Source organism: Microbacterium sp. Au-Mic1, from assembly GCF_021341785.1.
In the GTDB taxonomy this organism is placed as follows: domain Bacteria; phylum Actinomycetota; class Actinomycetes; order Actinomycetales; family Microbacteriaceae; genus Microbacterium.
The window spans coordinates 72,150-84,220 of sequence record NZ_JAJTTF010000012.1 but is presented as its reverse complement, the minus strand read 5'-3'; the positions used below and the strand labels follow the sequence as shown (position 1 = coordinate 84,220).

At 66.8% G+C, this 12,071-nt stretch carries 21 protein-coding genes; 20 read left to right on the top strand and 1 reads right to left on the bottom strand.

Translation table 11 applies throughout. The features are described from left to right. Positions 1 to 642: 642 nt before the first annotated feature. On the bottom strand, positions 643 to 1,665 hold the full coding sequence (locus LXM50_RS15485; RefSeq protein ID WP_233312368.1) for a hypothetical protein: 1,023 nt from the start codon (positions 1,663 to 1,665) through the stop codon (positions 643 to 645). Between the two features lie 847 nt (positions 1,666 to 2,512). Between LXM50_RS15485 and rpsJ the strand changes: the two genes are divergently transcribed. From rpsJ to rplO, 20 genes are all read left to right on the top strand, one after another. Beyond that, positions 2,513 to 2,821, top strand: coding sequence for a 30S ribosomal protein S10 (rpsJ, locus tag LXM50_RS15480; protein ID WP_017201594.1), 309 nt, complete (start codon positions 2,513 to 2,515; stop codon positions 2,819 to 2,821). A 10-nt stretch (positions 2,822 to 2,831) separates the two neighbouring features. Then, complete coding sequence (rplC, locus tag LXM50_RS15475) at positions 2,832 to 3,491, top strand: 50S ribosomal protein L3 (protein WP_233312367.1); 660 nt, start codon at positions 2,832 to 2,834, stop codon at positions 3,489 to 3,491. A 5-nt stretch (positions 3,492 to 3,496) separates the two neighbouring features. After that, positions 3,497 to 4,153, top strand: a complete 657-nt coding sequence (gene rplD, locus LXM50_RS15470) for a 50S ribosomal protein L4 (RefSeq protein WP_233312366.1) — start codon at positions 3,497 to 3,499, stop codon at positions 4,151 to 4,153. Beyond that, the gene (rplW, locus tag LXM50_RS15465; protein ID WP_045249924.1) at positions 4,150 to 4,467 is read left to right on the top strand and encodes a 50S ribosomal protein L23; all 318 of its coding nucleotides are present in this window, start codon (positions 4,150 to 4,152) and stop codon (positions 4,465 to 4,467) included. The genes rplD and rplW overlap by 4 nt, the downstream gene beginning before the upstream one ends. A gap of 20 nt (positions 4,468 to 4,487) precedes the next feature. Continuing rightward, positions 4,488 to 5,327 carry a 50S ribosomal protein L2 gene (gene rplB / locus LXM50_RS15460; RefSeq protein WP_233312365.1) on the top strand — a complete coding sequence of 280 codons (840 nt, stop codon included), beginning with the start codon at positions 4,488 to 4,490 and terminating at the stop codon, positions 5,325 to 5,327. A gap of 12 nt (positions 5,328 to 5,339) precedes the next feature. Beyond that, complete coding sequence (gene rpsS / locus LXM50_RS15455; protein WP_233312364.1) at positions 5,340 to 5,621, top strand: 30S ribosomal protein S19; 282 nt, start codon at positions 5,340 to 5,342, stop codon at positions 5,619 to 5,621. Next, positions 5,621 to 6,001, top strand: coding sequence for a 50S ribosomal protein L22 (gene rplV, locus LXM50_RS15450; protein ID WP_233312363.1), 381 nt, complete (start codon positions 5,621 to 5,623; stop codon positions 5,999 to 6,001). The genes rpsS and rplV overlap by 1 nt, the downstream gene beginning before the upstream one ends. Beyond that, a complete protein-coding gene (gene rpsC, locus LXM50_RS15445; RefSeq protein ID WP_233312362.1) occupies positions 6,001 to 6,756 on the top strand; it encodes a 30S ribosomal protein S3 in 756 nt (251 codons plus the stop codon). The genes rplV and rpsC overlap by 1 nt, the downstream gene beginning before the upstream one ends. Then, positions 6,756 to 7,175, top strand: a complete 420-nt coding sequence (gene rplP, locus LXM50_RS15440) for a 50S ribosomal protein L16 (RefSeq protein WP_184215346.1) — start codon at positions 6,756 to 6,758, stop codon at positions 7,173 to 7,175. The genes rpsC and rplP overlap by 1 nt, the downstream gene beginning before the upstream one ends. Further along, entirely contained in the window at positions 7,175 to 7,489 is a 315-nt protein-coding gene (gene rpmC, locus LXM50_RS15435; protein ID WP_045271047.1) for a 50S ribosomal protein L29, read from the top strand. Before rplP ends, rpmC begins: the two co-directional genes overlap by 1 nt. Then, complete coding sequence (gene rpsQ, locus LXM50_RS15430) at positions 7,489 to 7,806, top strand: 30S ribosomal protein S17 (protein WP_233312361.1); 318 nt, start codon at positions 7,489 to 7,491, stop codon at positions 7,804 to 7,806. Before rpmC ends, rpsQ begins: the two co-directional genes overlap by 1 nt. Continuing rightward, the gene (rplN, locus tag LXM50_RS15425; protein WP_045249917.1) at positions 7,803 to 8,171 is read left to right on the top strand and encodes a 50S ribosomal protein L14; all 369 of its coding nucleotides are present in this window, start codon (positions 7,803 to 7,805) and stop codon (positions 8,169 to 8,171) included. Before rpsQ ends, rplN begins: the two co-directional genes overlap by 4 nt. 3 nt (positions 8,172 to 8,174) lie before the next feature. Continuing rightward, complete coding sequence (gene rplX, locus LXM50_RS15420; protein WP_233312360.1) at positions 8,175 to 8,534, top strand: 50S ribosomal protein L24; 360 nt, start codon at positions 8,175 to 8,177, stop codon at positions 8,532 to 8,534. Next, positions 8,534 to 9,124, top strand: coding sequence for a 50S ribosomal protein L5 (gene rplE, locus LXM50_RS15415; protein WP_233312359.1), 591 nt, complete (start codon positions 8,534 to 8,536; stop codon positions 9,122 to 9,124). Before rplX ends, rplE begins: the two co-directional genes overlap by 1 nt. 151 nt (positions 9,125 to 9,275) lie before the next feature. Beyond that, positions 9,276 to 9,674, top strand: coding sequence for a 30S ribosomal protein S8 (gene rpsH, locus LXM50_RS15410; protein ID WP_233312358.1), 399 nt, complete (start codon positions 9,276 to 9,278; stop codon positions 9,672 to 9,674). Between the two features lie 6 nt (positions 9,675 to 9,680). After that, positions 9,681 to 10,217: a 50S ribosomal protein L6 gene (gene rplF / locus LXM50_RS15405; RefSeq protein WP_233312357.1), complete on the top strand. Its 537-nt coding sequence runs from the start codon at positions 9,681 to 9,683 to the stop codon at positions 10,215 to 10,217. A gap of 2 nt (positions 10,218 to 10,219) precedes the next feature. Further along, positions 10,220 to 10,579 (top strand): 50S ribosomal protein L18, encoded by a 360-nt coding sequence (gene rplR, locus LXM50_RS15400; RefSeq protein ID WP_267920971.1) that lies wholly within the window; start codon positions 10,220 to 10,222, stop codon positions 10,577 to 10,579. Beyond that, on the top strand, positions 10,576 to 11,268 hold the full coding sequence (rpsE, locus tag LXM50_RS15395; protein WP_308192534.1) for a 30S ribosomal protein S5: 693 nt from the start codon (positions 10,576 to 10,578) through the stop codon (positions 11,266 to 11,268). The genes rplR and rpsE overlap by 4 nt, the downstream gene beginning before the upstream one ends. Beyond that, positions 11,268 to 11,453 (top strand): 50S ribosomal protein L30, encoded by a 186-nt coding sequence (gene rpmD, locus LXM50_RS15390; protein WP_045249910.1) that lies wholly within the window; start codon positions 11,268 to 11,270, stop codon positions 11,451 to 11,453. The genes rpsE and rpmD overlap by 1 nt, the downstream gene beginning before the upstream one ends. Beyond that, complete coding sequence (rplO, locus tag LXM50_RS15385; protein WP_105686040.1) at positions 11,453 to 11,974, top strand: 50S ribosomal protein L15; 522 nt, start codon at positions 11,453 to 11,455, stop codon at positions 11,972 to 11,974. Before rpmD ends, rplO begins: the two co-directional genes overlap by 1 nt. Positions 11,975 to 12,071 lie beyond the last annotated feature (97 nt).

The window sequence follows — 12,071 nt, the reverse complement described above, 5'->3', positions numbered from 1 at the left end:
GCGTCATCTCGAAGGCAAGTCGCGAAGTCGCGTCGATCCGATGCGCTGTCATGAACTCGGGACACGACGCGCTGGGGCGCTGGTTATCGCATCCGGATGGGACCGGGTGCGGTCGAGATCGATGTAGGCGCAAGCCATCTGGGAGACATCATGGGCGAGACTCTGGGGAAGAACGCGACGGGGCTTCACCGCCGCACGGTGCTGAAGGGCGCCGCCTGGAGCGTTCCGGTGGTGGCCGCGGCCGTGGCGGTGCCGGCGTGGTCTTCACGGTATCCCTTGCCTCGGGTCACACCTTCACCTCGAACGATGCGCCTGTCGGGGGCGTCCAGTTGACTCCCAGCGGTCCGCAGTCCGGGCGCACCGGCTTCACTCTGACGGGTAGCGGCTCGGGCAACACCATGAGCGTTCGGCTCAAGGGAGTCTCGGGCGGAACACTGGTAGGCAATGGGATGGCCGGCATCACCATCGCCTCAGGAACGCAGTCCTGCCACGTTCAAGCGGCTATCTCCTCCTGAAGTCGGCAACCGAACGCACCTAAACCGCTCGCTGATCGCAGTTCGTCGCTTCCACGGCGACAGAAGCGCATTCTGTGACCAGCGGAGCCTGTCTGCGTCGGCATCTCGTAGGGCGCCAGTTGAGTCATCATCGTAGGCGGGGGCGCCATCCGGCCTGCCGCAGCGCGGCGCGGACGCGGCGGGCGGGCTCGCCCGTCTGGCGGAGGTGCTCCGCCGTGATCTGCACGACACGCCAACCCGCCTGGGCGTAGGCCTGGTACTTGTCGATGTCCTTCGTCCAGCGCCGGCGGTCGGTGCGGTGATAGTCGCCCTCGTACTCGACGGCGACCTGGAAGTCGGGATAGGCGATCTCACTGCAGCCGAGGAATGCGCCGCGAGAGTAAACATCGAAGTCGAGCGTCGGCGTGGGCAGGCCCCGACCTGCCGTGAGGGCAAGGCGCAGATCCGTCTCCTTGGGTGACGCGGATCCGATGCGGATCAGGGTGCGCGCCTCCCGGAGCGTCATGATCCCGATACGCCGGCCCGCTCGGATCACCGCATCGAGATCGTCGAACGTCGCAAGCGGTGCACTCAGCACGCGACCGAACGGCCCCGGGATGCGCGGGATCCGAACGATCGCGTCTCCGACCGCCACGAGCTCATCGATGCCGAGGCGGCCGGCAAGCGACGCCCAGGTCGCGGCCGGCGTCGCGACAGGCAGGCCGCCGACGAACATCACCGGCTCGAGCGCAGCGACGCACTGATGTCCGCGGATCCGCGGTCCGCGCGGTGCTCTGCCGGGTGCAGGAATGGCCGCTTCGACCTGGACGCGCTCGGAGACCGGACGGAGTGGACTTCCTGCCATCGGGAACGCCCGCGCGGGAAGCGGGATGCCGTGCAGCGCCGCCGCCGTGGAGTGGCTGAGGTGAGCGCCAGGTGGCAGAGCCAGCGCGTACGCGATGGCGAGTTCTCGCACGGTCGTGGCCACGGGATCCGCGAACGGATCCGGTGCCGGGTCGTCGTCGGGCGGATCCGCGGATGTGTGCACTCCTCGGAACGGGCTGGCCAGATCCGGACGGCGCAACTGCTTCGCAGAGAGCCCTGCCGCTCGCCCCTGGGCGAAGGTGAACGAGGTGCCGAGGTGTGCGGGGACGGGACGTGGTGGATGCATGCGATCCAAGATGCTCGCATCCGGCGCCTGGCGGGGCGGTGACCACGCAATCCGTGGATACCCGGTTCGAATCGTGAGCTGTGGGGAGTGGTCCAATGCTGCTCGCTGGTCGCGTGTCGCCCCTTGGGAGCCTGCGAAAGGGCGATAGGGGACCAGCGAACAGTGTGGAGGGGGCGATCCGGGACCAGGGAGCGGGGGAGGGTGCGATCTGGTCGCGTGTCGCCCCTTGTGGGCCTGCGAAAGGGCGATAGGGGACCAGCGAACAGTATGGAGGGGGCGATCCGGGACCAGGGAGCGAGGGGAGGGGACGATCCGGGACCAGCGAGCGGTGGGAGGGAACGATCCGGAGCCAGCGAGGAGCGAGAGAGGGCTGTTCGGGACCGGCGAGCGAACGGGGAAGCCACCTCGGGAAGCCAGGGCCCGAAGCCGCCGCCCGACCTCGCCGCGGAGGGACACGCCGGACACGCCGTCGCGACACGCCCGAGTTTGCGACACGCCCGGGCTGCACGTAGACTATGGAGGTTCCACATTCCGGCGCGCGTCCCGATGCGCGCCGGATCACTGCCAGGGCAGTGCACAGACGGCGTGCTTCACGCAGGGATCTGGGCCGCGGGCAGCAGAACAGACAACCGACACCTCCTCACCGAGGCCCTGCCATGTGCGGGGGTCGGCTTCCGCGGGTCGTAAGGCCCCGGGCTGACAGCAGAACAGTGGTGCGCCCCTTCGAACGGATCCGGCAACGGGTCAGGAGGAGGAGTGCGAAGGCGCAGAACGCGCCGTCGCGCGTCCAATGCCCCCGGATCACCCGGTCCGGGCAGGTACGACGCTTAATGAGAGAGAGCAGACAATGGCGGGACAGAAGATCCGCATTCGCCTGAAGTCGTATGACCACGAGGTCATCGACACGTCGGCCCGCAAGATCGTCGACACCGTGACCCGTGCGGGCGCGACCGTCGTCGGCCCGGTGCCGCTTCCGACCGAGAAGAACGTCGTGTGCGTCATCCGGTCGCCCCACAAGTACAAGGACAGCCGCGAGCACTTCGAGATGCGCACCCACAAGCGTCTGATCGACATCGTCGACCCGACGCCGAAGGCCGTTGACTCGCTCATGCGTCTCGACCTTCCTGCTGACGTCAACATCGAGATCAAGCTGTAAGGGGATCACGATGGTCGACATCAACGCAAAGATTTCCAAGGGCCTGCTCGGCACGAAGCTCGGCATGACCCAGGTGTGGAACGAGAACGGCAAGCTGATCCCGGTCACCGTGATCGAGCTGGCCCCGAACGTGGTCACCCAGATCCGCACCCCCGAGAAGGACGGCTACAACGCCGTGCAGATCGCGGCCGGTCAGATCGACCCGCGCAAGGTCAACAAGCCGCTCACCGCCCACTTCGAGGCAGCCGGGGTCACCCCGCGTCGTCACGTCACCGAGATCCGCACCGCGGACGCCGGCGACTACAGCCTGGGCCAGGAGCTCACGGTCGACGGCACCTTCGAGGCCGGCCAGCTGGTCGACGTCGTCGGCACCAGCAAGGGCAAGGGCTTCGCCGGTGTCATGAAGCGCCACAACTTCAAGGGCGTCTCCGCCTCGCACGGTTCGCACCGCAACCACCGCAAGCCCGGTTCCATCGGTGCTTCGTCGACCCCGAGCCGTGTCTTCAAGGGCATGCGCATGGCCGGTCGTATGGGTGGCGAGCGCGTGACCGTCCTCAACCTCACGGTGCACGCCGTCGACGCCGAGAAGGGTCTGCTGCTCGTCAAGGGCGCCGTCCCCGGCGCGCGCGGCCGCATCGTCTACGTCCGCAACGCAGTGAAGGGTGCCTGAGTCCCATGGCTGACACCACTCTGACGCTCGACGTGTTCGCCGGCGGCAAGAAGACCGGTACGGTCGACGCCCCCGCCGCGATCTTCGACGCCAAGACCAACGTTCCGCTGATCCACCAGGTCGTCGTCGCGCAGCTCGCCGCGGCACGCCAGGGCACCCACTCGACCAAGCGTCGCGGTGAGGTCTCCGGTGCCGGTCGCAAGCCCTTCAAGCAGAAGGGCACGGGTAACGCCCGTCAGGGCTCCATCCGCGCGCCGCACATGACCGGTGGTGGCATCGTCCACGGCCCGAAGCCGCGCGACTACTCGCAGCGCACCCCCAAGAAGATGATCGCCGCCGCCCTCGTGGGTGCGCTGAGCGACCGCTTCCGCGGTGAGCGCCTGCACGTCGTCGAGTCCTTCGGCATCGAGGGCAAGCCGTCCACCAAGACGGCCGCCGCCTTCCTGACCTCGCTCCCGGGCAAGAACCTCCTCGTGGTCATCGACCGCGAGGATGACCTGACCGCCCTGAGCGTCCGCAACCTGGCCGCTGTGCACGTGCTGTACTTCGACCAGCTGAACGCCTACGACGTGGTCAACTCCGACGACATCGTCTTCACCAAGGCGGCCTTCGACGCGTTCGTCGCGCTGAAGTCCGGCGCAACCGAGGAGGTCTCCGCATGAGCGACAACATCCTCGCCGCGGCTGCCAACAAGGACCCGCGCGACATCATCCTGAAGCCGGTCGTCTCCGAGAAGAGCTACGGCCTGATCGACGAGGGCAAGTACACCTTCCTGGTGGACCCCCGCGCCTCCAAGACCGAGATCAAGCTCGCCATCGAGAAGATCTTCGATGTCAAGGTCGCCAGCGTCAACACGATCAACCGCGTCGGCAAGGCTCGCCGCACCCGCTTCGGCACGGGCAAGCGCAAGGACACCAAGCGCGCCATCGTCGCCCTGAAGTCGGGCACCATCGACATCTTCACGGCAGTGAACTGACCGGGGGATAAGGACACAACATGGCTATTCGCAAGTACAAGCCCACGACCCCGGGTCGCCGCGGCTCGTCGGTGGCCGACTTCGCCGAGATCACCCGATCGACGCCGGAGAAGTCGCTGCTCCGTCCGCTCAGCAAGACCGGTGGCCGCAACAACCAGGGCCGCATCACGACCCGTCACATCGGTGGTGGCCACAAGCGCCAGTACCGCGTCATCGACTTCCGTCGCAATGACAAGGACGGCATCGACGCCAAGGTCGCTCACATCGAGTACGACCCCAACCGCACCGCGCGCATCGCGCTGCTGCACTACTTCGACGGCGAGAAGCGCTACATCATCGCGCCGAACAAGCTGAAGCAGGGCGACATCGTCGAGTCGGGTGCCGGCGCCGACATCAAGCCGGGCAACAACCTCCCGCTGAAGAACATCCCGACGGGTACGGTCATCCACGCCATCGAGCTCCGCCCCGGCGGCGGCGCGAAGATGGCCCGTTCGGCCGGCGCCTCCGTGCGTCTGGTCGCGAAGGACGGCCCCTACGCCCAGCTGCGTCTGCCCTCGGGCGAGATCCGCAACGTCGACGCGCGCTGCCGTGCGACGATCGGCGAGGTCGGCAACGCCGAGCAGTCGAACATCAACTGGGGCAAGGCCGGCCGCAAGCGCTGGTTGGGCGTGCGCCCGACCGTCCGCGGTGTCGCCATGAACCCGGTGGACCACCCGCACGGTGGTGGCGAGGGCAAGACGTCCGGTGGACGTCACCCCGTCTCCCCCTGGGGCCAGGCTGAGGGACGCACCCGTCACGCCAACAAGGAAAGCGACAAGTACATCGTGCGTCGCCGTAACGCCGGCAAGAAGCGCAAGTAGGAGTAAGAGAAGATGCCTCGCAGTCTTAAGAAGGGCCCCTTCGTCGACGAGCACCTGCTTCGCAAGGTGGTCGTGCAGAACGAAGCCGGCAGCAAGAACGTCATCAAGACCTGGTCGCGCCGGTCGATGATCATCCCCGCCATGCTGGGACACACCATCGCCGTGCACGACGGACGCAAGCACATCCCCGTGTTCGTGTCCGAGAGCATGGTCGGTCACAAGCTGGGCGAGTTCGCGCCCACCCGCACCTTCCGCGGCCACGTGAAGGACGACAAGAAGGGGCGGCGCCGCTAATGGTCGAATCCGTCGCACGCGTGAAGCACATCCGCGTGACCCCGCAGAAGGCTCGTCGTGTCGTCGCCCTCATCAAGGGCAAGCAGGCGCAGGAAGCCCTCGCCATCCTGAAGTTCGCGCAGCAGAGCGCCTCCGAGCCGATCTACAAGCTCGTGCACTCCGCCATCGCCAACGCTCAGGTGAAGGCCGACCGCGACGGCGAGTTCCTCGATGAGCAGGACCTCTACGTCAAGAACGCCTTCGTGGACGAGGGGACGACGCTGAAGCGTTTCCAGCCCCGCGCCCAGGGTCGCGCGTTCCAGATCAAGAAGCGCACGAGCCACATTACGGTCGTGCTGGCCACCCCTGAGGTCGCCAAGAACGAGAAGGCGAGCAAGTAATGGGACAGAAGGTAAACCCGTACGGCTTCCGCCTCGGCATCACCACGGACCACGTGTCCCGGTGGTTCTCTGACTCCACCAAGCCGGGTCAGCGTTACGCCGACTACGTCGCCGAGGACATCAAGATCCGCAAGCTCCTGCAGACGCAGCTCGACCGCGCCGGCGTGAGCAACATCGAGATCGAGCGCACCCGCGACCGCGTGCGTGTGGACATCCACACTGCTCGTCCGGGCATCGTCATCGGCCGCCGCGGCGCCGAGGCGGAGCGCATCCGTGGCGACCTCGAGAAGCTCACGGGCAAGCAGATCCAGCTGAACATCCTCGAGGTCAAGAACCCCGAGGCCGACGCTCAGCTCGTCGCTCAGGGCATCGCCGAGCAGCTCTCTGCTCGCGTCGCCTTCCGTCGTGCCATGCGCAAGGGCCTCCAGGGTGCCCAGCGCGCCGGCGCCAAGGGCATCCGGATCCAGGTCTCGGGCCGCCTCGGCGGCGCGGAGATGAGCCGGTCGGAGTTCTACCGCGAGGGTCGTGTGCCGCTGCACACGCTGCGCGCGAACATCGACTACGGCTTCTACGAGGCCAAGACCACCTTCGGCCGCATCGGCGTGAAGGTCTGGATCTACAAGGGCGACCTCACCAACAAGGAGCTTGCTCGCGAGCAGGCCAACGCACCGAAGTCCCGTCGTGACGACCGTGGCGGCGACCGCCGTCGTGGCCCGCGCAACGAGGCTCCCGTCGCAGAAGGAGCGTCTGCCTGATGCTTATCCCTCGCAAGGTCAAGTACCGCAAGCAGCATCACCCCAAGCGTGATGGTGCGGCCACCGGCGGCACGAAGGTCTCCTTCGGCGAGTTCGGGATCCAGGCCCTCACCCCCGCTTACGTGACCAACCGTCAGATCGAGTCCGCTCGTATCGCGATGACCCGTCACATCAAGCGTGGTGGAAAGGTGTGGATCAACATCTACCCCGACCGTCCGCTCACGAAGAAGCCTGCCGAGACCCGCATGGGTTCCGGTAAGGGTTCCCCCGAGTGGTGGGTCGCCAACGTCAAGCCGGGTCGCGTCCTGTTCGAGGTCGCGGGCGTCAACGAGGAACTCGCTCGTGAGGCCCTGACCCGTGCCATTCACAAGCTGCCGCTCAAGGCACGCATCATCAAGCGCGAGGAGGGCGACGCGTAATGGCGATCGGCACCAAGGAGCTCGGTGTGACCGAGCTCGACACGTTCGAAGACCAGCGCCTCGTCGAGGAGCTGCGCAAGGCCAAGGAGGAGCTGTTCAACCTCCGTTTCCAGTCGGCCACCGGCCAGCTGGAGAGCCACGGCCGCATCCGCGCCGTCAAGCGCGACATCGCGCGCCTGTACACCGTGATCCGCGAGCGCGAGCTGGGCATCCGTGCGACGCCCGCTCCGGTCGAGGCTCCGGCCAAGAAGGCGTCCAAGGCAAAGGCGAAGAAGGCCGACGAGGCTGACGCGCCGAAGGAGGAGGCCGAGTAATGGCTGAGAAGAAGGCTGCTGCCGCCAAGGCTGAGGTCGTCTCGCACGACGTCCGCGACGCCGACGCTCGTGGCTACCGCAAGTCGCGCCGCGGCTACGTCGTCAGCGACAAGATGGACAAGACCATCGTCGTCGAGGTCGAGGACCGCGTGAAGCACCCGCTGTACGGCAAGGTCATCCGCCGTACGACGAAGGTCAAGGCGCACGACGAGAACAACACCGCCGGCATCGGCGACCTCGTTCTCATCAACGAGACCCGCCCGCTGAGCGCCACCAAGCGCTGGCGTCTGGTGGAGATCCTGGAGAAGGCAAAGTGATCCAGACCGAGTCCCGACTCAAGGTTGCCGACAACACCGGCGCCAAGGAGCTGCTCACCATCCGCGTGCTCGGCGGTTCCAGCCGCCGTTACGCGGGCCTGGGCGACATCATCGTCGCCACGGTCAAGGACGCGATCCCCGGTGGGAACGTCAAGAAGGGTGACGTCGTCAAGGCCGTCATCGTCCGCACCGTGAAGCAGACCCGCCGTCCCGACGGCTCGTACATCAAGTTCGACGAGAACGCCGCCGTGATCCTGAAGAACGACGGGGAGCCCCGCGGCACCCGCATCTTCGGCCCGGTCGGTCGTGAGCTCCGTGACAAGAAGTTCATGAAGATCGTCTCGCTCGCCCCGGAGGTGCTGTAACTCATGGCGAACATCAAGAAGGGTGACCTGGTTCAGGTCATCACCGGCCGCAAGCAGGAAAAGGGCGGCGACCGCGGCAAGCAGGGCAAGGTCCTCGAGGTCCTCGTCGAGCAGAACCGCGTGATCGTGGAGGGCGTGAACTACGCCACCAAGCACACCCGCGTCGGCCAGACGCAGCGCGGCACGAAGACGGGCGGCATCGAGACCATCGAGGCCCCCATCCACATCTCGAACGTCGCCCTGGTCGACCCCGAGACGAAGAAGCCGACCAAGGTCGGTCACCGCGTCGAGGAGCAGGTCAAGGACGGCGTGAAGCGCACGGTTCGCGTGCGCTACGCGAAGAAGAGCGGTAAGGACCTCTGATGGCGGCTGCTGACGCCGCGGGCGCTGTCAAGGTGCAGCCCCGCCTGAAGGCGAAGTACAACAACGAGATCAAGAAGGCTCTGCAGGACGAGTTCGGCTACGAGAACGTCATGCAGATCCCCGGCCTGGTCAAGGTCGTCGTCAACACCGGTGTCGGTGAGGCGGCTCGCGACTCCAAGGTGATCGATGGTGCGGTCGACGACCTCACCAAGATCACCGGCCAGAAGCCGATCGTCACGAAGGCCCGCAAGTCCATCGCGCAGTTCAAGCTGCGCGAGGGCCAGCCCATCGGCGCGCACGTCACCCTCCGCGGTGACCGCGCCTGGGAGTTCGTGGACCGCCTCGTGAACCTCGCACTGCCCCGTATCCGCGACTTCCGCGGTCTCTCGGACAAGCAGTTCGACGGCAACGGCAACTACACCTTCGGTCTCACGGAGCAGAGCGTGTTCCACGAGATCGATCAGGACCGCATCGACCGCGTCCGCGGTTTCGACATCACTGTCGTGACCACGGCGAAGAACGACGACGAGGGCCGGGCGCTGCTCCGCCACCTCGGCTTCCCGTTCAAGTCGGACGAGGTCCAGGCGTAAGACCATGTCTTGAAGACCGGATCCCGGGGGCTTCCTCGGGATCCGGTCTTCGGGCGTGTTGCACGTGACGTACAATTGAAAATTGCGTGCTCATCGCAGGCCGTCTGCCGTGTAACGGCAGCCGGAACCTCATGAACGAAAGAAGACAACTATGACGATGACAGACCCGGTCGCAGATCTGCTGACCCGTCTGCGCAACGCGAACTCGGCGCATCACGACTCCGTGACCCTGCCGTCGAGCAAGCTGAAGACCCACATCGCTGAGATCCTCCAGCAGGAGGGCTACATCTCGGGTTGGGAGATCTCCGACGCCCGCGTCGGCAAGAACCTCACCATCTCGCTGAAGTACGGCCCGAACCGCGAGCGGTCGATCGCCGGCATCAAGCGCGTCTCCAAGCCCGGCCTCCGCGTGTACGCGAAGTCGACGGAGCTCCCCAAGGTGCTCGGCGGCCTCGGTGTCGCGATCCTGTCCACCTCCTCGGGGCTCCTCACGGACCGCCAGGCTGAGCAGAAGGGCGTGGGCGGAGAAGTTCTCGCCTACGTGTGGTGATCTGAAATGTCGCGTATTGGACGACTTCCCATCGAGATCCCCGCGGGCGTGACCGTTTCGGTCGACGGCCGTGCGGTGTCGGTGAAGGGCCCGAAGGGCGAGCTCTCGCTCACCGTGGCCTCCCCCATCGAGGTGTCGGTCGAGGAGAACCAGGTTCTCGTCACCCGTCCGGACGACGAGCGCGCCTCGCGTTCGCTGCACGGTCTGACCCGCACGCTCATCAACAACGACATCATCGGCGTGACCCAGGGCTACTCCAAGGGCCTCGAGGTCGTCGGCACCGGTTACCGCGTGCAGCAGAAGGGCAACTCGGTCGAGTTCGCCCTCGGCTTCTCGCACCCGGTCCTGATCGACCCGCCCGCCGGCATCACCCTGACGGTCGAGGGCGCCAACAAGCTCACCGTCAGCGGCATCAGCAAGCAGGCCGTCGGCGAGGCGGCTGCGAACATCCGCAAGATCCGCAAGCCCGAGCCGTACAAGGGCAAGGGCGTGCGCTACGCCGGCGAGGTCGTGCGTCGCAAGGCCGGAAAGAGTGGTAAGTAACCATGGCTATCAAGACGAAGTCCGACGCCCGCTCGCGTCGTCACGCCCGCCTTCGCAAGAAGATCCAGGGCACCGAGGCGCGTCCGCGCCTGGTCGTCACCCGTTCGGCCCGCCACGTCTTCGTGCAGCTGGTCGACGACAGCAAGGGCCACACCGTGGCCAGTGCCTCCACCCTCGAGACCGACCTGCGCGGCTTCGACGGTGACAAGACCGCCAAGGCCCGCAAGGTCGGCGAGCTCGTCGCCGAGCGCGCGAAGGCCGCCGGCGTCTCGGAGGCCGTGTTCGACCGCGGTGGCAACCGGTACGCCGGTCGTGTCGCGGCCATCGCCGACGGCGCCCGCGAAGGGGGTCTGGCACTGTGAGTGACAACAAGGAGAACGAAGTGACCGAGACGGCTACGGCTCCCGCCGAGACGGCGGCCGGTACCGAGGCTCCGCAGCGCGACGAGCGCCGCGGCGGCCGTGGTGGCCGTGACCGCGGTCAGGGCGGCCGCGACCGCAACTCCCGCGACCGTGGGGACAACCAGTTCCTCGAGCGCGTGGTGACTATCAACCGCGTGTCGAAGGTCGTCAAGGGCGGCCGTCGCTTCAGCTTCACCGCGCTCGTCGTGGTGGGTGACGGCAACGGTCTCGTGGGCGTCGGCTACGGCAAGGCCCGCGAGGTCCCGCTCGCGATCTCGAAGGGCGTCGAGGAGGCCAAGCGCAACTTCTTCCGCGTGCCGCGCTCCGCGTCGACCATCCCGCACCCGGTGCAGGGCGAGGCCGCTGCCGGCGTCGTGCTGCTGCGTCCGGCTGCTGCCGGTACCGGTGTCATCGCCGGTGGTCCGGTCCGCGCCGTGCTCGAGTGCGCTGGTATCCACGACGTGCTGTCGAAGTCGCTCGGCTCGTCGAACACGATCAACATCGTGCACGCGACGGTGGCCGCCCTGAAGCAGCTCGAGGAGCCCCGTGCGGTCGCCGCGCGTCGTGGCCTCGAGTTCGACCAGGTCGCCCCGGCGCGTCTCGTCCGCGCAGAGGCCGACGCCATCGCTGCGCAGAAGGCAGGTGCCTGATGGCTGCGCGCCTCAAGGTCACGCAGGTCAAGTCCAAGGTGAGTGAGAAGCAGAACCAGCGCGACACGCTGCGTTCGCTCGGCCTCAAGCGGATCGGCGACTCGGTCGTCCGTCCCGACGATGCCCAGACCCGCGGTTACGTCCGCGCGGTCGCTCACCTCGTCAAGGTTGAGGAGATCGACTAATGGCTGAGAAGAAGGAAGCGGCCACCAAGACCGCCGCCAAGAAGCCGGCCGCCAAGAAGGCCGAGGAGACCACGGTCTCCCGTCCCGGCGTCCTGAAGGTGCACCACCTGCGTCCGGTCCCCGGCGCCAACACCGCGAAGACCCGTGTCGGTCGCGGTGAGGGCTCCAAGGGCAAGACCGCCGGTCGCGGCACCAAGGGCACCAAGGCCCGCAACACCGTTCGCGTCGGTTTCGAGGGTGGGCAGATGCCGCTGCACATGCGCACCCCGAAGCTGCGCGGGTTCAAGAACCCGTTCCGCGTGGAGTACCAGGTCGTGAACCTGGAGAAGCTCGCCGAGCTCTACCCGGCCGGTGGCGACGTGACCGTCGCCGACCTGGTCGCCAAGGGCGCGGTCCGCAAGAACGAGAAGGTCAAGGTCCTGGGCAACGGCGACATCGCCGTGGCTCTGACCGTGTCGGTCGACAAGGTCTCCAGCTCCGCGGAGCAGAAGATCGTCGCCGCCGGCGGATCGATCAAGTAACACCCGTCGAGAGGGGCCGGAGATTTCTCCGGCCCCTCTTGCGTTACCCTGGGTAATCGACTGTCCCTCGTCGGGCGTCATCCCTTTTCAGGAAGGC

Bases quoted from the DNA above. Each gene is read 5' to 3' on its own strand.
- rplR (WP_267920971.1), top strand. From the start codon at position 10,220: ATGGCTATCAAGACGAAGTCCGACGCCCGCTCGCGTCGTCACGCCCGC.
- rpmD (WP_045249910.1), top strand. From the start codon at position 11,268: ATGGCTGCGCGCCTCAAGGTCACGCAGGTCAAGTCCAAGGTGAGTGAG.
- rplC (WP_233312367.1), top strand. From the start codon at position 2,832: ATGGTCGACATCAACGCAAAGATTTCCAAGGGCCTGCTCGGCACGAAG.
- rpsC (WP_233312362.1), top strand. From the start codon at position 6,001: ATGGGACAGAAGGTAAACCCGTACGGCTTCCGCCTCGGCATCACCACG.
- rpsQ (WP_233312361.1), top strand. From the start codon at position 7,489: ATGGCTGAGAAGAAGGCTGCTGCCGCCAAGGCTGAGGTCGTCTCGCAC.
- rpmC (WP_045271047.1), top strand. From the start codon at position 7,175: ATGGCGATCGGCACCAAGGAGCTCGGTGTGACCGAGCTCGACACGTTC.
- rpsH (WP_233312358.1), top strand. From the start codon at position 9,276: ATGACGATGACAGACCCGGTCGCAGATCTGCTGACCCGTCTGCGCAAC.
- rplW (WP_045249924.1), top strand. From the start codon at position 4,150: ATGAGCGACAACATCCTCGCCGCGGCTGCCAACAAGGACCCGCGCGAC.
- rplO (WP_105686040.1), top strand. From the start codon at position 11,453: ATGGCTGAGAAGAAGGAAGCGGCCACCAAGACCGCCGCCAAGAAGCCG.
- rplX (WP_233312360.1), top strand. From the start codon at position 8,175: ATGGCGAACATCAAGAAGGGTGACCTGGTTCAGGTCATCACCGGCCGC.
- rplB (WP_233312365.1), top strand. From the start codon at position 4,488: ATGGCTATTCGCAAGTACAAGCCCACGACCCCGGGTCGCCGCGGCTCG.
- LXM50_RS15485 (WP_233312368.1), bottom strand. From the start codon at position 1,665: ATGCATCCACCACGTCCCGTCCCCGCACACCTCGGCACCTCGTTCACC.
- rpsS (WP_233312364.1), top strand. From the start codon at position 5,340: ATGCCTCGCAGTCTTAAGAAGGGCCCCTTCGTCGACGAGCACCTGCTT.
- rplE (WP_233312359.1), top strand. From the start codon at position 8,534: ATGGCGGCTGCTGACGCCGCGGGCGCTGTCAAGGTGCAGCCCCGCCTG.
- rplD (WP_233312366.1), top strand. From the start codon at position 3,497: ATGGCTGACACCACTCTGACGCTCGACGTGTTCGCCGGCGGCAAGAAG.
- rpsJ (WP_017201594.1), top strand. From the start codon at position 2,513: ATGGCGGGACAGAAGATCCGCATTCGCCTGAAGTCGTATGACCACGAG.
- rplF (WP_233312357.1), top strand. From the start codon at position 9,681: ATGTCGCGTATTGGACGACTTCCCATCGAGATCCCCGCGGGCGTGACC.
- rplP (WP_184215346.1), top strand. From the start codon at position 6,756: ATGCTTATCCCTCGCAAGGTCAAGTACCGCAAGCAGCATCACCCCAAG.
- rplV (WP_233312363.1), top strand. From the start codon at position 5,621: ATGGTCGAATCCGTCGCACGCGTGAAGCACATCCGCGTGACCCCGCAG.